14 protein-coding genes are annotated in these 19,097 nt (G+C 72.4%); 11 read left to right on the top strand and 3 right to left on the bottom strand.

The genetic code is table 11. The annotated features are described in order from the left end of the window. The first annotated feature begins 44 nt into the window (after positions 1-44). Together ACX6XY_RS01015 and ACX6XY_RS01010 are read left to right on the top strand one after the other, a co-directional pair. Positions 45-743, top strand: coding sequence for a ribonuclease HII (locus ACX6XY_RS01015; RefSeq protein WP_460325205.1), 699 nt, complete (start codon positions 45-47; stop codon positions 741-743). Between the two features lie 69 nt (positions 744-812). After that, a complete protein-coding gene (locus tag ACX6XY_RS01010; RefSeq protein WP_460325203.1) occupies positions 813-1,454 on the top strand; it encodes a hypothetical protein in 642 nt (213 codons plus the stop codon). Between the two features lie 156 nt (positions 1,455-1,610). Here ACX6XY_RS01010 and ACX6XY_RS01005 read toward each other — a convergent pair whose 3' ends face one another. Further along, positions 1,611-2,267, bottom strand: coding sequence for a hypothetical protein (locus ACX6XY_RS01005; RefSeq protein WP_460325201.1), 657 nt, complete (start codon positions 2,265-2,267; stop codon positions 1,611-1,613). A 251-nt stretch (positions 2,268-2,518) separates the two neighbouring features. Next, positions 2,519-4,684 (bottom strand): RecQ family ATP-dependent DNA helicase, encoded by a 2,166-nt coding sequence (locus ACX6XY_RS01000; RefSeq protein WP_460325199.1) that lies wholly within the window; start codon positions 4,682-4,684, stop codon positions 2,519-2,521. Positions 4,685-4,816: 132 nt separating this feature from the next. Between ACX6XY_RS01000 and ACX6XY_RS00995 the strand changes: the two genes are divergently transcribed. The 7 genes from ACX6XY_RS00995 to ACX6XY_RS00965 all read left to right on the top strand — a co-directional run bounded on the left by ACX6XY_RS00995 (position 4,817) and on the right by ACX6XY_RS00965 (position 15,434). After that, positions 4,817-6,226, top strand: coding sequence for a DUF4192 domain-containing protein (locus ACX6XY_RS00995; RefSeq protein ID WP_460325197.1), 1,410 nt, complete (start codon positions 4,817-4,819; stop codon positions 6,224-6,226). Positions 6,227-6,639: 413 nt separating this feature from the next. Next, on the top strand, positions 6,640-8,544 hold the full coding sequence (locus ACX6XY_RS00990; RefSeq protein WP_460325195.1) for a glycogen debranching N-terminal domain-containing protein: 1,905 nt from the start codon (positions 6,640-6,642) through the stop codon (positions 8,542-8,544). A 72-nt stretch (positions 8,545-8,616) separates the two neighbouring features. Beyond that, the gene (locus tag ACX6XY_RS00985) at positions 8,617-9,366 is read left to right on the top strand and encodes an NUDIX hydrolase (protein ID WP_460325193.1); all 750 of its coding nucleotides are present in this window, start codon (positions 8,617-8,619) and stop codon (positions 9,364-9,366) included. A 194-nt stretch (positions 9,367-9,560) separates the two neighbouring features. Further along, entirely contained in the window at positions 9,561-11,357 is a 1,797-nt protein-coding gene (locus ACX6XY_RS00980; RefSeq protein WP_460325191.1) for an ATP-binding cassette domain-containing protein, read from the top strand. Between the two features lie 162 nt (positions 11,358-11,519). Further along, positions 11,520-12,410 (top strand): FadR/GntR family transcriptional regulator, encoded by an 891-nt coding sequence (locus ACX6XY_RS00975; RefSeq protein ID WP_460325189.1) that lies wholly within the window; start codon positions 11,520-11,522, stop codon positions 12,408-12,410. A gap of 417 nt (positions 12,411-12,827) precedes the next feature. After that, positions 12,828-14,393 (top strand): RNA polymerase sigma factor, encoded by a 1,566-nt coding sequence (locus ACX6XY_RS00970; protein ID WP_460325187.1) that lies wholly within the window; start codon positions 12,828-12,830, stop codon positions 14,391-14,393. Between the two features lie 159 nt (positions 14,394-14,552). Beyond that, on the top strand, positions 14,553-15,434 hold the full coding sequence (locus ACX6XY_RS00965; RefSeq protein ID WP_460325185.1) for a serine protease: 882 nt from the start codon (positions 14,553-14,555) through the stop codon (positions 15,432-15,434). Positions 15,435-15,583: 149 nt separating this feature from the next. Here the strand turns inward: ACX6XY_RS00965 and ACX6XY_RS00960 are convergent, their stop codons facing one another. Beyond that, positions 15,584-15,808, bottom strand: a complete 225-nt coding sequence (locus ACX6XY_RS00960) for a DUF7455 domain-containing protein (protein ID WP_411055732.1) — start codon at positions 15,806-15,808, stop codon at positions 15,584-15,586. 465 nt (positions 15,809-16,273) lie between these two features. Here ACX6XY_RS00960 and ACX6XY_RS00955 point away from each other — a divergent pair, with 465 nt between their 5' ends. Further along, positions 16,274-18,406 (top strand): DNA gyrase/topoisomerase IV subunit B, encoded by a 2,133-nt coding sequence (locus tag ACX6XY_RS00955; protein WP_460325183.1) that lies wholly within the window; start codon positions 16,274-16,276, stop codon positions 18,404-18,406. Between the two features lie 107 nt (positions 18,407-18,513). Continuing rightward, positions 18,514-19,089, top strand: a complete 576-nt coding sequence (locus ACX6XY_RS00950; RefSeq protein WP_460325181.1) for a DUF485 domain-containing protein — start codon at positions 18,514-18,516, stop codon at positions 19,087-19,089. Positions 19,090-19,097: the final 8 nt, after the last annotated feature.

Below are 19,097 nucleotides of genomic sequence, written 5' to 3'. Positions count from 1 at the left end.
CGAGGTGTCACGCGAGCGCCCGGCGGCGTACCCTTGCTGGCGCCATGCCGTACGAAGCACCCACCCACACCGTCGAGCGCTCCCTGCGCGCCACCACCGGAGCCAAGGTGATCGCCGGGGTCGACGAGGTCGGGCGCGGTGCGTGGGCCGGGCCGGTCACCGTCTGCGCGGCGGTCACCGGACTGCGTCGGCCGCCCGAAGGGCTCACCGACTCCAAACTGCTCACCGTGAAGCGACGCAATGAGCTGGCGGAGGTGCTGGCCGACTGGGTCACCGCCCACGCGCTCGGCCACGCGTCGCCAGAGGAGATCGACGCACTGGGGATGACGGCCGCGCTGCGGCTCGCCGCGGTGCGTGCTCTGGAGACCCTCCCGGTACGACCGGACGCGGTCATCCTCGACGGTAAGCACGACTACCTCGGTGCTCCCTGGAAGGTCCGTACGGTGATCAAGGGGGACCAGTCCTGTGTGGCGGTGGCCGCGGCTTCGGTGATCGCCAAGGTCCGCCGTGACGCCATGATGGCCGAACTGGGCGCCGAGTGCGCGGACTTCGGGTTCGCGGACAACGCTGGGTACCCCTCACCGGTGCACAAGTCGGTACTCGCGGAGCGGGGGCCGACCCGGTATCACCGGCTCTCCTGGTCGTATCTCGACGGGATGCCGAAATGGCGGCATCTCAAGAGGACCCGCGACCCGGTCGTGGCCGGTCCGGAAATCGAGGGGCAACTCGGCTTCGATTTCTGACACCATGCCGATCGCACTCATGTGCCACCCGCCGGTGCGGCCCGCACCGGCATTTGATAGACAACCACCATGCCTCTCATTCCCGAGGAGCCTCAGATTCACGAGAGCGCCCAGGGTCCCCGCGCAACTCCGGCCAACGGCCGCAGTGCGCCGACCCCCCGTCCCGTCCCTGGCCCCCGCGCCGCGGCCGCGCCGCGCCCCGGACGACCGGGCTCCGCCCGGCCTCAGCCGCCGGCTCAGCGCACCTCGCCCGAGGCGGTGCCCGCCGCCCCGGCCCCCGGTGCGGACAGCGCCGCCGGAGCTGACGCTCCGGCCTCGGCCACCCCGCAGATCCAGCTGATCCCGGCTTCCGTCGACGGTGCGCTGGACGCGGCCGACGAAGCGGTCGACCTGCTCCTTGACACTGGTCGTGCGCCCGGCGACATCCTGGTGGTCACCACCGGTGACCGGCATCCGTGGGCCACGCACGAGCTGTCCTTCGGTGAGCGTGCCTACTGGGCCCAGCACGACTCCGGCGACGACGTGTTCCATGTCGCCGCCGCCGACGCGAGCCGGGCGGCCACCCGTCCCGTGGTCGTCGTCGCCGTCAACGGCGGCTCCGACGACGCGGCCGCCGGTGCGCTGCCCCTGGCGCTGAGCCGGGCCGGCGCCCTGCTGATCGTGTGCGGTGATCCGCAGCGCATCAACTCCGCGCTCGGCGTGGGCGTCTGACACGTCGTTGAGGACGGCCGGTGCGGTCGGCGCCGTGCGGGGCTGACCCCTGTGCGGTATGGGGCGGTCCCGCGAACTGAGTCCCGGTACGCGGAGTCCCGGTACGCGGGGCTCCGATACGCGGGGCTCCGGTTCACGGTGCCCCGCGCCATGGGCTCAGCGAGCGGTGGCCCGGCGCAGGGGAGACGCCGCCCCGCCGCCGATGCGGGGTTGACCCCGTACGGCGGCCGGGCGCGGGGCCACGGCCTCGCCGCGCGGCCGCCCGTCGGCGTCCCGAGCGTACGGGCGTCGGCCGGCCCGGCCCTCCCCGAGCACCTGCCACCCGCCGCGGGTCAGCGTGATGTACGCGCCGCAGCGCAGTCCGTGCAGCGTGCAGGCGTCCCGTAGCCCCCACATCCACGCACCGTCCTGGTGGGTCCAACGCGCGTCGCCCTCCCGGCAGAAGAGCAGTACAGCGGTACGCACCGGGGTGCGCCGCCGCAGATCGTGCGGGATGATCCGGCGTAGCTGGGCCAGCACGGCGTTCCGGCAGACCCAGCCGTCGGACGCGGCGTGACGGGTGAACGAGGCGCTGGCCCTGAGCCGTTCCTCCTGGTCGAGTACGGCCACGACGGCGGTGTTCGGCGTAGGCAGGTGCCGGGTGTGCAGGCCGCTGACGACCCCGCGCGGGTCGCGCAGCAGGGGGATGCCCGCGGCCGCCCATTCCGCGGGTTCCAGCACCCTGCCCAGTTCGTTGGCGGCGGTGGGCAGTTCGGCGGTCATCGGTGACGGCGGCGACGAGGCCGCCGGGGACGGAGCGAATCCGAGGGTCACGGTCCTCCCTTCGGCTGCGCGCCCACACCAGCGGGCGGGGTCGGACGGTGGGAGCGCACCGCGATACAGCCCTGCCTGACACGGAAGAGCCGCACGGGGAGCGGCTCCAATTCTCGCCGTCCCACCGGCGCCAGGCAACGAGCGGGCGACGAGGGTGGCCGGAATCAGCGGTCGCGTGGGCTATATCCCTGCCCAGGCGCGCTCGGGCGAACACCTGGCCCACCCAGGACGCGCTCGGGCCGCCGTGCGGCTCACCCCTGTACGGCGAGGACCAGCGGCAGCACCCCCTCGGCCGCGGAACGGCGGAGCAGACGTGCGGCCACCGCGAGCGTCCAGCCGGTCTCCGTGGCGTCGTCGACGAGCAGCACCGGACCGCTCGCCGTCTGCCGCAGCGCCTCGGCCAGCGCGGGAGGCACCGTGAGCGCCCCGTCCAGGGCGCGCAGCCGCTGGGCGCTGTTGGAGCGCGGGACGGGTGCGCCGTCGGTTCCCTCGGCGTACTCCAGCGAACCCAGCAGCGGCATGCGGCCGACCCTGGCGATGTGCCCCGCGAGCGACTGGATCAGCTGGGGCCTGCTGCGCGACGGCATCGCCACCACGCCGACCGGCCGGGCCGGCGCGTCGGCAGAGCCGGACGCCCAACCGCCCGGTCCCTTCGCCCAGTCGGCGAGAACCTCCACCACGGCCCGTGCGACGTCGTCCGGCACCGGTCCGTCGGGTGACTGGGGCGACAGCATCGGGCGCAGTCGGTTGCCCCAGCCGATGTCCGAGAGCCGCCCCAGTGCGCGGCCCGGAGCGGCCTGTTCACCGGCCGGGATGCGGCCCTTGAGGTTCACGCCCACCGCGGCGAGCCCGGTCGGCCACATCTTCCGGGGGTCCACCTCGACGCCCACCCGGCCGAGCTCACCGCGCGCCGCGTCCAGGGCGGCGCCGGACACCTCGGACGTGAATCGTGGCCCCTCGCAGTTGTCACACCGCCCGCACGGCGCGGCGCCGTCGTCGTCCAACTGGCGACGAAGGAACTCCATCCGGCAGCCGGTCGTCGTCGCGTAGTCGCGCATGGCCTGCTGCTCGGTCTCGCGCTGCCTGGCGACCCAGGCGTAGCGCTCCGTGTCGTATACCCACGGCTGCCCGGTCGCGGTCCAGCCGCCCTTGACGCGTCGCACCGCGCCGTCGACGTCCAGCACCTTGAGCATCGTCTCGAGCCGGGACCTGCGCAGTTCCACGAGAGGCTCGAGCGCGGGCATCGACAGCGGCCTGTCCGACTGCGCCAGGACGTCGAGGGTGCGCCGCACCAATTCCTCGGGCGGGAAGGCCACCGAGGCGAAGTATCGCCAGATCGCCTCGTCCTCCGGGCCCGGCAGCAGCAGCACCTCCGCGTGGTCCACTCCACGGCCCGCGCGCCCGACCTGCTGGTAGTAAGCGATGGGAGAGGAGGGCGAGCCGAGATGGACCACGAAGCCCAGGTCGGGTTTGTCGAACCCCATGCCCAGCGCGGAGGTGGCGACCAAGGCCTTGACGCGGTTGGCGAGCAGATCGTCCTCAGCCTGCTGCCGGTCGGCGTTCTCCGTCCTGCCGGTGTACGAGGAGACGGCGTGGCCGCACTGCCGCAGGAACGCGGTGACCTCTTCGGCGGCGGCGACCGTCAGCGTGTAGATGATCCCGGAACCCGGCAGGTCGGCGAGGTGTTCGCCCAACCAGGCCAGGCGGGTCGCGGCGTCAGGCAGCCGCAGCACCCCCAGGCTCAGGCTCTCGCGGTCGAGTGGGCCGCGCAGTACCAGCGCGTCCGATCCGCCCCCGGTTCCCAGCTGCTCCGCGACATCGGCCGTGACTCGGGCGTTGGCCGTCGCGGTCGTGGCCAGCACGGGCACGTCGGGCGGCAGGTCGGTGAGCATGGTGCGCAGTCGGCGGTAGTCCGGCCGGAAGTCGTGGCCCCAGTCGGAGATGCAGTGCGCCTCGTCGACCACCAGCAGGCCCGTGGCCGAGGCGAGCTTGGGCAGGACCTCGTCGCGGAAGTCCGGATTGTTGAGCCGCTCCGGGCTCACCAGCAGGACGTCCACCTCGCCCGCGGCCACCTCGGCCTGGACGGAGTCCCACTCCTCCGTGTTGGCGGAGTTGATCGTGCGGGCGCGGATTCCGGCGCGGGCCGCCGCCTCCACCTGGTTGCGCATCAGCGCGAGCAGCGGCGAGACGATCACGGTGGGGCCGCCGCCGCGCTCCCGCAGCAGCGCCGTCGCGACGAAATACACCGCGGACTTGCCCCAGCCGGTGCGCTGCACGACCAGCGCGCGGCGTTTCTCGGCGACCAGCGCCTCGATCGCCCGCCACTGGTCCTCGCGCAGACGGGCGCGGCCGGTCTGATCGCCGACGAGCCGGGCGAGTACGGCATCGGCCGCCGTGCGGAGTTCTTCGTTGCTCATGCGTCCATGCAACCCGATGGCTCTGACATTCGGCGAATGCGCCCGCCGACCTGTGGATAACGTCTGTCGTGGCCGAGTCAAGGGTTATCCACAGGCCAAGCGGAGTTCGGAAATCCGCGGGACAGTCGGCGCATGACGAATCACAGCGAAGCCAACGACCGGCCCGGCGAGCAGATCACCCTGCGCGGCGCGGGTGAACTAGCGGACGCACTCCGGTATCTGATGGGCTTTCACCCCGACGACAGCGTCGTCCTCGTCGCACTGCACGGCGAGCGCGGCTGCTTCGGAGGGCGCGTCCGCCTGGGCATCCCCGAGCAGGAACAGGACTGGCCGTCCGTCGCCGACCAGCTGGCCCAGTGTCTGGTGAGCGGCAGTGAGAAGCGGAACGGCAAACCGGACGGCATCGTCGCCTTCCTCTGCCGGGAGCCCGCGCGGGGAGAACCGGCTCGTACGGTCATGGAGCGCCTGCGGCCGCTCGCCGAGGTCCTGCGTACGGCGTGCGGAGCGCTGGACGTGCCGGTGGTGGAGGCGCTCTGCCTGTCCGGCGGGCGGTACTGGTCGTACGTCTGCCCGGAGGGGCGCTGCTGCCCTGCGGACGGTACGCCGATGCCGCCGGCCGGCACCTCGGTCATGGCGGCCACGGCCACCTACGCGGGCATTCAGATGCGCGGCAGGATGCGCGAGATGGAGGTGCGGCTCGCGCCGCTGCGGGGCGCGCTGGCGGCGGAGCAGGAGCGGGCACTCGACGCGGCGAGCACGGCGCTGATTCCCCGCATGCTGGACCACGCCGGCCGGGACCGGGTCGAGGCCGAGACGGTGGCCCGGGCGCGCCGGGTCATGGCACGGCTGCGAGCCGCCCCGCCGATCGGCACGGCGCCGCAGGCCGACGCGCAGGACGACGAACTGCTCCCGTCCGGCGAGGCCGCGAGCCTGATCATCGGACTCCAGGACCGGTGGACCCGTGACCGGGTGGCCGAATGGATGGAAGGGGAAGAGGCGGCGTCGGCGCTCAGGCTCTGGCGGGCACTGGCCCGCCGCTGCGTCGGCCCGTACGCGGAACACGCCGCGGCGCCGCTGACCCTCTCGGGGTGGGTGGCCTGGTCACTCGGCGATGAGCCCGAGGCCAGGATCGGCCTTGGCATGGCGCTGCGGGTCGACCCGCACTACACCTTCGCCCAGCTTCTGCACCATGCCTGCAACGAAGGTCTGGACCCGGAGGCCCTGCGGAAGTGCCTGCGCCGGGAGCGGGAAGCGCGCTCCGGGGGTGACGCGGGAGGCGCGGAGCCCCGACGGCCGTCACGGTCCGCCGCGCCGAGGCCCGCCCGCACCCGCCCGCGTCGGTCGTCTCCGGGTATCGCGGCGGGCCCGGCCACCCTCCGGCGAGCGAAGGAGCGTCCGGGAAACAAGGAGCGCGCAGGAAGCGGGGAGAGCGCGCAGGGGCCCACGGGCCCGAGCCGGGACAGCGGGCCGCGTGGCGGCGCGGACGCACGCGGCCGCAACCGGCGGCGCACCGGCGGGCGCGGCACCCGGAGCGGGCGGTGAGGCGACCGTGACCCGCGCCAGGGGCGTTCCGTTCACTTGGGTGGCGGGAACCGGTCGCCCGTCGCCCCAGTCCCCCGACAAGCCGCTCCACGGGCTTGCGCCCAGGCCAGACGTGCCGCCGCACCGCCGGAAACCGACCGGCGCGCCGCTGAGGGCGCGGCTCGCGGGAGCGCGGAAGAAGCCGCCCTATGCCGCTGTCGCCGCTGCCCCCGGCCTCTGGTTCCTCCGGTTACTCGGGATCCTTCGGGTCTTCCGGGTCTGGCCGAGCCGCTGGGGCCGCCAGCGGCCCCAGCGGCTCGTGCGGAGAGGCCCAAGCCACCGCGCCGCGTGGTGGGGCGGGGCAGGGTCCGTATCCCGCGTCCCGTCGCGTCCTGGAGCTACCGCCCACGCACACCGCGCTGATCTGCGTCGCCATGCCGGGCCTGGCGATCTCGTCCGAGCACGGTCAGTTGACGGGCCAGGGTCTGGAGGGCTTCTACCGCGCGGGCCGCCGGCTCCTCTCGCGCTGCCACCTCCGGGTGGCCGGGCGGGAACCGCTTCCCGTGCAGGCGAGGCTGCTGTCGGCGGATCGCGCCCGCTTCGTGGCGACTCTGCGGCCGTCCGCGGACGGCGGTCCTGACCCCGTCGTGGTCGTCGAGCGGATCAGGGACGCCGACGGCAGCGAGCGGATCACCCTGCGCAGCGCCGCGGACCGAGTGCTGAGGGTGTCCGTCGAGGTGTCCCTGGCCACCGACCTCGCGGAACTCGGCGCTGTCGCCTCGGGTGACGTCGGCGGCGAACTGCCCCCGAGCGTGCACGGCTCGGGCCTGCGCTGGTCGTCCGCCGCAGGCCAAGCCGTGGTCACATCGGAGCCGCCGCCCGATGACGCCCTCGCGTCGGCGGGGCTGTTGCGCTGGGAACTGGATCTGCCACCAGCGGGTAGCCGCCGCATCGAACTGCGTGTGCGCCAGGACGGCGCGGCACCCCTACGGCCGGTAGGGCGCGGCGCCGGGGGCCCGTTCGCCGAGGCGGGCGCCACGGGCGATGACCCTCGGGTGCGGGGGTTGTTCGACACCTGCGTCGCCGACCTGCGGGCGCTGCTGTTGCGTGACCCCCGCCATCCGTCAGACGTGCACACGGCGGCCGGGGCCCCGTGGCGGTGTGGTCTCGCGCCCGCCGAGGCGCTGGCCACCGCCCGGATGGCGCTGCCGCTGGGCACGCGCCTGGCGGCCGGCACGCTGCGAACCCTGGCCCGGACCCAGATCACCGGGAGCGGGCCGAGCGCCGGGCGGCTGCCCGGACCGCTGCGGGACGCCGGCCCGCACCTGCCGCCGGGCTGCACCGGGGTCGAGGCGACGCTGCTCTTCCCGGCGCTGCTCGCGGAGGCCAGGCGCTGGGGACTGTCGGACCTCGAGACGGAGGAGCTGGTGCCTACGGCGGAGAGATGCCTGCGGTGGTTGCGCGGCGCGGTGGGGGACGGGCTCTATCTGTCGGACCCCCATCCCGCCGGACCGCGCCGATGCGAGACCCAGGCGCACGCCCACCGCGCCGCGCTGCTCGGCGCGGAACTGCTCGAGGAGCACGGCCGACCGGGTGCGGCGTACTGGAAGCAGTGGGCGGGGGAGCTGCGTGCCGCGTTCCGCTCGGACTTCTGGATCGAGGACCGCGCAGGCGGCAGGCCCGCCGCCGCCATGGAGCCGGACGGCCGCCAGGTGCCGCATCTGGGCAGTGGTGCCGCGCACCTTCTGGACACCGGCCTGAGCAGGGTCGGCAGTATGGCGTCGGGGCTGCTCGACCGGGCGCAGACCGGGCAGCTGGCGCGACTGCTCGGCGGCCCCGCGATGGACTCCGGCTGGGGGTTGCGCAGCCTGGGCGCCAGGGAGGACGGCCACAACCCGTTCGGGCACCGGGGCGGCGCCGTACGGGTGCATGAGACGGCGGTGGCGGTCGCGGGGCTGGCCGCCGCGGGACACGAAAAGGAGGCGAACTCGCTGCTGGAGGGCCTGCTGTCCGCGGCCGACGCGTTCGGGCAGCGGCTGCCCGAGATGTACGCGGGGGAACAGCGCACCGAGGGCGGCGCCCCGCTGCCCCACCCGGCGGCCTGTCGCCCGGCCGCCGTCGCCGCGGCGGCGGGGGTGCGGGTGCTGACCGCCCTGGCCGGGATCCGCCCGGATGTACCGGGCAAGACCGTGGCGCTGTGCCCGGTGAGCAGCGCGCCGCTGGGGGAGATCGGGTTCACCGGCCTGTCCGTGGCGGGCGGCCCGTTCTCCGTACGGATCAGCAGGCTCGGCCTGGCCATGGTCGAGGAGGCGGCGGAGGGACTCCAGTTGGGTGGGTGAGGTTCAGAGTCAGGTGTGCGAGGTACTGGCGAAGGGAGTGTTTATCGTCAGGCAGACGACTATGATCGCGATATGCCCCCCTACGACCCGTCGGCCTTCCCGCCCTTTGCTGTCACCGTCGACCTGGTCGTGCTGACCGTACGCAGTCACGCCCTGTGCACCATGGCGATTCGCCGAGGCGAGCCGCCGTTCCAGGGGCGTTGGGCGCTGCCCGGAGGCTTCGTCCGGCCGGACGAAGATCTGGCGGCGGCCGCCGCACGGGAGCTGGTCGAGGAGACCGGGCTGTGCGTGCACGATCCGGGGACCCCCGACCCCACGCCGGGCAACGGCGCGCATCTGGAACAGCTCGCCACATACGGGGACCCCAAGCGCGACCCCCGGATGCGGGTGGTCAGCGTCGCCCACCTGGCGCTCGCCCCCGACCTCCCCGCGCCGCGTGCCGGGGGCGACGCGAACAGCGCGCGCTGGGCACCGGTCGAAAACCTGCTGGGACCCGAGGGGGAGGCCGGAGCGCTCGCCTTCGACCATGCGCAGATCCTCGCGGACGGCGTCGAGCGTGCCCGCTCCAAGATCGAGTACTCCTCGCTGGCCACCGCGTTCTGCCCCCCGGAGTTCACCGTCGGTGAGCTGCGTCGGGTATACGAGGCCGTGTGGGCCGTCGCTCTCGACCCGCGCAACTTCCACCGTAAGGTCACCGGCACACCGGGCTTCCTGGTGCCCACCGGGGGGACCACCACCCGGCAGGGCGGCCGTCCCGCACAGCTGTTCCGGGCGGGCGGCGCCACCCTCCTCAACCCGCCGATGCTGCGCCCGGAGGTCTGAGCCCGCGGGTCCGCGCCCGGACCGTGCCGACAGCCGTGCCTGACGGGCGCGGCAGCCACACCCATGACCCGCATCCTGCCCGAAATGCCGTGAATATCGCGTTATCTTGCTGGAGTACCCAGGGGGCCGGTCCGTCCCCGACACGGCGGACCGCCCTCGGCCGCCGAGCGGTCGCCCCTCCCGCGAGAGAAGCGATGATCCAGGCCATCGGACTGACCAGCAATGCCCGTCGGGACCAGCCGCCCACCGTCGACGACGTGTCCTTCGAGGCGCCGCCCGGACGGGTCACGGCGCTGCTCGGAGCGGCGGACTCCGGCGCCGCCACCGTGCTGAGGCTGATGCTCGAACTCCAGGCCGGCCGCGGTGTCACGTACTTCAGAGGCCGTCCCCTGCACCGCGTAGCCCGCCCGTCACGCGAGGTCGGCGTACTGCTCGGCGAGGTGCCGGGCCATCCCGGACGTACCGCCCGCGGCCACCTGCGGATGCTCTGCGCGGCCGCCGGCGTGCCCGCCGCGCGCGCCGACGCGGTCCTCGAAGCCGTCGGCCTGGTCAGCCTCCGCGACCAGCGCCTGGGCACCCTCTCGCGGGGCATGGACCGCCGCCTGGGCCTCGCCTGCGCGCTGCTCGCCGACCCGCACACGCTCGTACTGGACTCACCCGCCCGAGGCCTGTGCGCCCGCGAGAGCGCCTGGCTGCACCGAGTGCTCCGAGCCCATGCCGACCAGGGCGGAACCGTCCTGTTCAGCACGGCCGACCCCAGGGAGGCGGCCCGCGCCGCCGACCACGTCGTCACCCTCGACCGGGGCAGAGTGGTCGCGGACCAGGAGGCGGACGTCTTCGCCCGCACCAGGCTCCGCCCCCGTGTCACCGTCAGATCCCCGTACGCGGCCCGCCTCGGCGCCCTGCTCGCCAAGGAGGCCAGGGTCGCCCGGCGCTCCGTCGAGATCGTCCGCGAGGACGGAAACCGGCTGTCGGTGTACGGCAGTCACAGCGCGGACGTGGGCGAGACCGCCTTCAAGCACGGCGTCCTGATCCACCAACTCGCGGACGAGACCGGCGACTGCGGCCCCCCGTCCGCGGCGGACCCTCCCCACCCCACCGCGACCGCCCCCCCGAAGCCCGCGGCCGAGGTCCGGGGAGGCCGTTCGGGCGGCCAGCCCGCTCAGCGGGACCGCCACGCCCCCCTGTCGCCCCTGCCGCCTCCGATCACGGCACGCCCCGCCCGCAGCCCTCTGAACCCCCTGCGCTACGAGGTGCGCAGGGCGACAGGCGTCGGCACCGGCTGGCTGGTCGCCCTGCTCGCACTCGCCGTCTCCGCTGTGCTGGCCGTGTTCCTCGCCAGAACCGGCCACACCCCGCAGCCACGGCTGCTCGCCGCCTGGCCCCGCGAACTCCCGCTCCCCCCGGCGGCCATGGCCGCCGGACTCCTGGGCGCCCTCGCCTTCGGCGACGAGTTCCGCTACCCCGCGCTCGCCGTCGACCGCGCCGCCGTGCCCCGCCGCCTCGGCCTGCTGCTGGCCAAACTCGGCGTCGCCGCGGCCACCGCGCTGCTCATCGCGCTGGCCGCCGTGATCTGCGACGGCGCGGCACTGCATCTCGTATACGGCCGGGAACTGGCCCGCGTGCCCGCCGACTGGCCCGCCCTCACCGCCAGTTGGCTCGCCCTGACGGTCGGCTGCGCCTGGGCCGGACTGCTGGCGGCCGGGGTCTTCCGGTCCACCACCGCGGGGCTGGCCGCGCTGGTCGCGGTGCCGGTGGTGCTCGTACCCCTCGTGCAGAAGGCGTTTGAGGGGCCGTCCGCACGGTCCGCCGCGGGGCTTCCCGGCCGGCTCCGCGACCTCGCGCTCGCGCAGTGGCCGTTCGGGAGCGAGCGGTACATCGCCGGGGCGGTACGGGTGATCGCCCAACCCGTGGGAAGCGCACTGCTGCTGAGCCTGACCGTGCTGCTGGGCGCCTATCTGCTCACCACGCTGCGCGGCAGGCTCCGCTGAAGCACACGACGCCACGGCTCACCGACAGCTGTACGCAACTCACCGAATAACGCCCGGTTACATCCGATAAGGCGTCAATTATGGAACGGTAAGCGATCACCCTTTCGTGTGCTTTTCACCAAAGCCCTCAAGGGGCTTGAGGGCAGCGCCGACAAAGGTTCCGTGAGTACCCTTGCGCACACCATGATGACCGCCGCCCGCTCCGCTGACTCCGGCCTCGCGGCCCCGGGCGAACTCGACCGCTACACCTACGCCGAGCCTCCGAGCGTGGGAGGCCGTGTCGGAGCCGCGTCCTGGGACGGCTCCGACCAGGACCTGGGCCGCGCGGGCCGACGCGCGGCAGGCAGCCGCGGCCGCGGCCTGCACGGCCAACTCGTCCAGCAGCTCGGCCAGATGATCGTCTCCGGGGACCTGGGCGCCGACCGTCCGCTGGTACCCGAGGAGATCGGCCAGCGCTTCGAGGTCTCCCGGACCGTCGTCCGCGAGTCGCTTCGCGTACTCGAGGCCAAGGGGCTGGTCAGCGCCCGCCCCAACGTCGGGACGCGGGTGCGCCCGGTCAGCGACTGGAACCTGCTGGACCCGGACATCATCGAGTGGCGTGCCTTCGGGCCGCAGCGCGACGATCAGCGCCGTGAGCTGAGCGAGCTGCGCTGGACCATCGAACCGCTCGCCGCCCGGCTGGCCGCCGGACACGGGCGCGAGGACGTGCAGCAGCGCCTCGCCGACATGGTCGAGATCATGGGCCACTCGCTCGGCCAGGGCGACACCCTCACCTTCGCGCGCGCCGACGCCGAGTTCCACTCACTGCTCATCCACGTCGCGGGCAACCGGATGCTGGAGCACCTGTCCGGCATCGTCTCGGCCGCCCTGCAGGTCTCCGGGGGCCCGACCACCGGCTGCGACCGGCCCAGCGAGTCCGGCCTCGCCCAGCACGCCCGCCTGGTCGACTGTCTCGCCGCGGGTGACGGAGCCGGAGCCGAGACCGCGATGCGCCAGCTGCTCACCGTCCACCCGGACGTGGAGCGCGTGGTCCCCGCGCCCCGCGAACACTGACCCCGCGGCGTCCGCCCCGCACCCCTCGGCCGCGTACGGCTCGTCCGTGTACGGCGTCGGCGCCCGCGCGTACGGCCGTACGCGCGCACAGCCGTACATACGAGTCGCCGGACCCGCGCCGGGCCCGGCGACTCGTATGTACGGACCCTGCCACTCATGGCTGTATATCCATATCTGTCCGTTATCAATGGTTACGGGGTGTGACTCGGGCCACGTGGATTGGGCGTAACGCTCTTCCGGGTAGCGCGATGACCTAAGAGGTGACAGTCGAGGAGGGAATACAGCGGCCGCTTTCGGCGCTGTGCTAGCTCCGACACCCGCCCGTGCCGTCGGCCCATCCCCAGTCGGCGGTTGTCGGCTCCGGTTCCACAATGGACGGAGCCGGAACCCGTTTTCCATCGTTCCGAGAGGTTGTTCGTGTCGGCCAGCACATCCCGTACGCTCCCGCCGGAGATCGCCGAGTCCGAGTCTGTGATGGCGCTCATCGAGCGGGGAAAGGCTGAGGGGCAGATCGCCGGCGATGACGTGCGTCGGGCCTTCGAAGCTGACCAGATTCCGGCCACTCAGTGGAAGAACGTTCTGCGCAGCCTCAACCAGATCCTCGAGGAAGAGGGTGTGACGCTGATGGTCAGTGCCGCGGAGTCGCCGAAGCGCCCCCGCAAGAGCGTCGCAGCGAAGAGTCCCGCCAAGCGCACCGCTACCAAGACCGTCGCGGCCAAGACCGCCACGGCGAAGAAGACCACCGCCACCGCGGCTGCCGCCGCCGTCGCCGAGGCGCCCGCCGCCGCGGCCGCGGACGAGGAGGCCGTGGCCGCCCCCGCGAAGAAGACCGCCGCCAAGAAGACGGTGGCGAAGAAGGCCGCGGCCAAGAAGACCGCGGCGAAGAAGACGGCCGCGAAGAAGACCGCGGCCAAGAAGGACGACGAGCTGCTCGTCGACGAGCCCGCCGAGGAGACCCCCGCCGCCAAGCCCGGCGAGGACGAGGAAGAGGCCACGAGCGGCGAGGCCAAGGGCTTCGTCATCTCGGACGAGGACGAGGACGACGCGCCCGCGCAGCAGGTCGCCGTCGCCGGCGCCACCGCCGACCCCGTCAAGGACTACCTCAAGCAGATCGGCAAGGTCCCCCTCCTCAACGCCGAGCAGGAGGTGGAGCTCGCCAAGCGCATCGAGGCAGGCCTGTTCGCCGAGGACAAGCTGGCGAACGCCGACAAGCTCGCGCCGAAGCTCAAGCGCGAACTGGAGATCATCGCCGAGGACGGCCGCCGGGCCAAGAACCACCTCCTGGAGGCCAACCTCCGGCTCGTGGTCTCGCTCGCCAAGCGCTACACCGGCCGCGGCATGCTCTTCCTGGACCTGATCCAGGAGGGCAACCTCGGTCTCATCCGCGCGGTCGAGAAGTTCGACTACACCAAGGGCTACAAGTTCTCCACGTACGCCACCTGGTGGATTCGGCAGGCGATCACCCGCGCCATGGCCGACCAGGCCCGCACCATCCGTATCCCGGTGCACATGGTCGAAGTCATCAACAAGCTCGCGCGCGTGCAGCGCCAGATGCTCCAGGACCTGGGCCGCGAGCCCACCCCGGAGGAGCTGGCCAAGGAGCTCGACATGACCCCCGAGAAGGTCATCGAGGTCCAGAAGTACGGCCGTGAGCCCATCTCCCTGCACACCCCCCTGGGCGAGGACGGCGACAGCGAGTTCGGTGACCTCATCGAGGACTCCGAGGCGGTCGTCCCGGCCGACGCCGTGAGCTTCACGCTCCTCCAGGAGCAGCTGCACTCGGTACTCGACACGCTCTCCGAGCGGGAGGCGGGCGTCGTCTCCATGCGCTTCGGCCTCACCGACGGCCAGCCCAAGACCCTCGACGAGATCGGCAAGGTGTACGGCGTGACGCGTGAGCGCATCCGCCAGATCGAGTCGAAGACCATGTCGAAGCTGCGCCACCCGTCGCGTTCGCAGGTCCTGCGCGACTACCTCGACTAGGCCCGCCTGGTCGATCCGTACGCCGAAGGGCTCGGAGCTCCCCGCCGGGACTCCGGGCCCTTCGGCGTGCCCGGTTCCGCGCCGCCGGGCTCTGGGTGCATGATCCAGCCCCTTGGATGACGCTGAGTGCGTCAGTGCCACCCAGAGTGAGGAGCGCGCATGCGTCGCTGTCGCAACGTCGGAGCCCTGTACGGGGTGCTCGCCCTGGTGGCGGCGGTGGTGACGCCCATAGCGGGGTCGGCGCCCGCGGCCGCGGACGGAGTGATCGTGGGCGGTGTCCCGGTGCGGGTGGCCGAGACGCCGTGGGCCGTGGCGCTGTCCAGCCGTGACCGGTTCGGCGGTACGCGCTCGGGGCAGTTCTGCGGTGGGGTGGTGATCGGCCCGTCCACGGTTCTCACGGCCGCGCACTGCCTGCGCCGTGAGGCGCTGGGGGTGCCCGTGGAGGCGGTGCGTGATCTGCGGGTCATCGTGGGCCGGGAGGATCTGCGCACGCGGAGCGGGTGGGAGGTGGCGGTGCGCGAGGTCCGGGTCAGTCCCGCCTACAACCCCTTCACACAGGCGGGCGACGCGGCGCTGCTGCGGCTGGCCGCCGAGCTGCCCGCGTCCCACGTGATCAAAATGGCGGGCCCCGGCGACGCGGCGTACGAACCGGGGACCGCGGCGGCGGTGTACGGCTGGGGCGACACGACCGGCAGCGGTGACTACGCGTATACGCTGCGTGCCGCACAGGTGGCGGTGCTGTCCGACCGGGCGTGCGGGCGGGCCTACCCGCCGGGCGGCGCAGCCGGAACCTATGTCGCCGGGTCCATGCTATGTGCGGGGGCCCCTCAGGGAGGCCGGGACGCCTGCCAGGGGGACAGCGGCGGCCCCTTGGTGGTACGCGACCGGCTGATCGGGCTCGTCTCCTGGGGCGACGGCTGCGGGCTGCCCGGCAGGCCGGGCGTCTACACGCGCGTCTCCAGCGTCTTCGGAGGCGGCAGGGACGGCGGCTCTGGCGGGGGAGGGCTGGCCGAGCGCCCCGCGGCGTCCCGGACGGGCTGACGGGGTTCCTGGGGCATCGGCGCCAGGGCCTCAGGGGGCCAGGGCGGCCGGGAGCGGGTACGAGAACGGGCGGCCGACCCTGATGGATGCAGGGACGGCCGCCCGGTCTGCCGGCCTGGGCCGGCGCTGGCTCGTCGTCGTGCGAGGTGTCAGCGTTCCTCGTCGTTGGCCGGTACGGCCGTCAACCGCTCGGTCTCGTCCTGTATCTCAGCGGCGATCTTCTTGAGTTCCGGCTCGAACTTGCGGCCGTGGTGGGCGCAGAAGAGCAGTTCGCCGCCGCTCGTCAGCACGACGCGCAGGTAGGCCTGGGCGCCGCAGCGGTCGCAGCGGTCAGCGGCCGTCAGCGGGCTCGCGGGGGTCAGAACAGTAGTCACGTCGCCTCTTCTCTAGCTCGACGAGCTGTCGTACCAGGGTCAACATCCAACCAGGCCGAAAACGTTCCCGCTCGTGCCTTTTCCTCGAAACTTCTTTTCGAGAGGTTGTCTGCTACCGGTTGGCGGCGAATGTGCCGTATCGCGTCGCTTACGGTTTTCGCGTGGTCAGTCGAGTTGCTGGGGTCGGGTCCGGTGGGCGGTCTTGCTGGGTCCTCGCCAGCCGGAGTGCGGCTGGTTGTTCATGAGGACGTGCCCGGAGCCTAAATGGTTCATGCCTGGTTGGGAACGTGATATGTGCATCACCCCTTCAGGGGATCGAACGCGCGTGCGAGTCTGAGCTAGGCTGAACTCATACGTGGGTGGCGTGACAACGGCTCTACCAGGCCTCGGTACCCTCTGATCGGCGACCGACGCCGGGCCCCGCTCCATGGGGTCGCAATCGAAATTCAGCGAGGAGCGAAACGCGTGACCGCCGAGACGTCCGTGCCGTCCACAGCGCTGCTGACCGGAGCAGACCGGGACGGTTCCAACTACACCGCGCGGCACCTGCTCGTCCTGGAGGGGCTCGAAGCGGTCCGCAAGCGTCCCGGCATGTACATCGGGTCGACGGACAGCCGCGGCCTGATGCACTGCCTCTGGGAGATCATCGACAACTCCGTCGACGAGGCCCTGGGAGGCTACTGCGATCACATCGAAGTGATCCTGCACGACGACGGCTCAGTCGAGGTCAGGGACAACGGCCGCGGCATCCCGGTCGACGTCGAGCCCAAGACGGGCCTGTCCGGCGTCGAGGTCGTGATGACCAAGCTGCACGCGGGCGGCAAGTTCGGCGGCGGTTCGTACGCCGCGTCCGGCGGCCTGCACGGCGTGGGCGCCTCCGTGGTCAACGCGCTCTCGGCCCGCCTGGACGTCGAGGTGGACCGGAGCAGCGCCACCCACTCGATCAGCTTCCGGCGAGGAGTCCCCGGAGCGTTCGCGTCCGACGGCGTCGACGCGCCCTTCGAGCCCGCCACCGGGCTGCGTAAGGGCAAGCGCGTGCCCAAGACCCGCACCGGCACTCGGGTGCGCTACTGGGCCGACCGCCAGATCTTCCTCAAGGACGCCAGGCTCTCCCTGGAGACCCTGCACCAGCGGGCCCGCCAGACGGCGTTCCTGGTGCCGGGGCTCACCATCGTCGTACGCGACGAGCGGTCAGGCGGGGACGACGAGGCCCAGGGCGGCAAGAGCGAGGAGACCTTCCGCTACGACGGAGGCATCAGCGAGTTCTGCGAGTTCCTCGCCCAGGACAAGGCGATCTGCGATGTGCAGCGTCTCAGCGGCACGGGCACCTTCAAGGAGACCGTGCCGGTCCTGGACGAGCTCGGCCATATGACCCCCACCGAGGTCACCCGTGAGCTCGGCGTCGACATCGCGCTGCGCTGGGGCACCGGGTACGACACCACGATCAGGTCTTTCGTCAACATCATCGCCACCCCCAAGGGCGGCACCCACGTCACCGGTTTCGAGCGCTCGCTCACCAAGACCGTGAACGAGGCGCTGCGCACCCAGAAGCTGCTGCGCGTCGCCGAGGACGACATCGTCAAGGACGACGCCCTGGAGGGCCTGACCGCCGTGGTCACGGTGCGGCTCGCGGAACCGCAGTTCGAGGGGCAGACCAAGGAGGTCCTGGGCACGTCGGCGGCCAACCGCATCGTCGCGAGCGTGGTGGCCAAGGAGCTCAAGGCCTTCCTGAACGCCACCAAGCGGGACGCCAAGGCCCAGGCCCGGACCGTCATGGAGAAGGCCGTCGCCGCCGCCCGCACCCGGATCGCGGCCCGCCAGCACAAGGACGCACAGCGCCGGAAGACGGCCCTGGAGTCCTCGTCGCTGCCCGCCAAGCTGGCGGACTGCCGCAGCGACGACGTGGACCGCAGTGAGCTGTTCATCGTGGAGGGAGACTCCGCGCTCGGTACCGCCAAGCTCGCCCGGAACTCCGAGTTCCAGGCTCTGCTGCCGATCCGCGGCAAGATCCTCAACGTCCAGAAGTCGTCCGTGTCGGACATGCTGAAGAACGCCGAGTGCGGCGCGATCATCCAGGTGATAGGAGCGGGCTCGGGCCGCACCTTCGACATCGACGCCGCCCGCTACGGAAAGATCATTCTGCTGGTCGACGCCGACGTCGACGGCGCGCACATCCGGTGTCTGCTGCTGACGCTCTTCCAGCGCTATATGCGGCCCATGGTGGAGGCGGGCCGGGTCTTCGCCGCCGTGCCGCCGCTGCACCGGATCGAGATCGTTCAGCCCAGGAGAGGGCAGGACAAGTACGTGTACACGTACTCGGACAACGAACTGCGCAGCACTCTGCTGGAGTTCCAGCGCAAGGGCATCCGCTACAAGGACTCCATCCAGCGCTACAAGGGTCTCGGCGAGATGGACGCCGACCAGCTGGCGGAGACCACGATGGATCCGCGTCATCGCACCCTGCGCCGGATCAACATCGGCGATCTGGAGTCGTCGGAGCAGATCTTCGACCTGCTGATGGGCAACGAGGTCGCGCCCCGCAAGGAGTTCATCACCAGCTCCGCGGCCACCCTGGACCGCTCCCGGATCGACGCCTGACCCGCCCTGCGAGCCCTTGCGCGGACAACTGACCGGTAAGTCACCTGATGGGGTGAAGGGCGTGGATTGAAGAGTCTGGGATCTTCCCGGTCTGTCCATCCTTGGCTATGCAGTCACGAGACGCCCGTCCCCGCCTGCGCGGGGGTGGTCCGGAGAGTTCGGTAGATAAGCACGACGGGCGAGACGCCGCCCCCGCCGACGCGAGGGGCGCCCAGGGGCCGGGCTATGACGACCCCTGGTACGACGCGCTGGCCTCCGACTGGGGCGGGCTGGACAGCACTGGCGCGCCCGTCCCCGCCCCGCCGCCCGCGCACCCGGAGCGGCGGGAGCGGGGCGGCAGCGTCGCCGACATCTACCTTGAGGTGCAGCGCAGCGCGGCCTTCCAGGAAGTGCGCGGCCGGTACCGGAGGTTCGTCGCCCCGGCGGTCGCCCTCTTCCTGTGCTGGTACGTCGCCTATGTCGTCACCGCGACGGTCGCGCCCGGACTGATGGCGCGGCCCGTCGTCGGCGCGGTGAACGTCGCCCTGCTCGCCGGACTCGGACAGTTCCTCACCACCTTCCTGCTGACCTGGGCGTACGCCCGGCACGCCCGGCTGCGCCGGGACGAGGCGGCGCTCGACCTGAGATGGGCCGTGCTCGACAAGAAGCGGGTGCGGGAGCAGTCAGTGAGGGCGGACCGGTGAGCGGGATG

The organism is Streptomyces sp. O3 (genome assembly GCF_054788135.1).
Note: the sequence above shows the minus strand (reverse complement) of the source record. Positions and strands in the feature narration are given on the sequence as shown.